This is a genomic window from Idiomarina sp. UBA4206 (genome assembly GCF_002383015.1).
In the GTDB taxonomy this organism is placed as follows: Bacteria; Pseudomonadota; Gammaproteobacteria; order Enterobacterales; family Alteromonadaceae; genus Idiomarina; species Idiomarina abyssalis.
The window spans coordinates 1-468 of the sequence record NZ_DFTS01000051.1 but is presented as its reverse complement, the minus strand read 5'-3'; the positions used below and the strand labels follow the sequence as shown (position 1 = coordinate 468).

Genomic DNA, 468 nt, shown 5'->3' with positions numbered 1-468 from the left:
TTGACGCCGATAAGCATTTAAAAAGCGTGCGCCGTACCGGTAAAGTACAGGAACTTAAAGATGCTATAGACCAGAACCCGTTAGACGGGACTATTGGTATTGCGCATACGCGTTGGGCAACGCACGGTGGTGTGACTGAAGCTAATGCCCACCCTCACCGCTCTGAGGATCAAATTGCTGTTGTGCATAACGGCATTATTGAAAACCACGAACGCCTGCGCGAAGAGCTAAAAGCCGAAGGTTATGTCTTTAACTCGCAGACTGACACCGAAGTAATCGCTCACTTAATTCATCACGAACGCAAAACGCATGGTGATCTACTGGCTGCCGTTAAGTCGGCAGTACGTCAGTTGGAAGGCGCTTACGGTACCGTGGTTATGGATACCCAATACCCTGAGCGTTTAGTGGTCGCCCGTTCTGGTAGCCCTCTGGTTATTGGTGTGGGTATTGGCGAGAACTTTGTGGCTT

1 pseudogene is annotated in these 468 nt (G+C 50.0%); it reads left to right on the top strand.

The features are described from left to right. Positions 1 to 468: pseudogene (locus tag B3180_RS10880) on the top strand (class II glutamine amidotransferase); the annotation flags it as partial.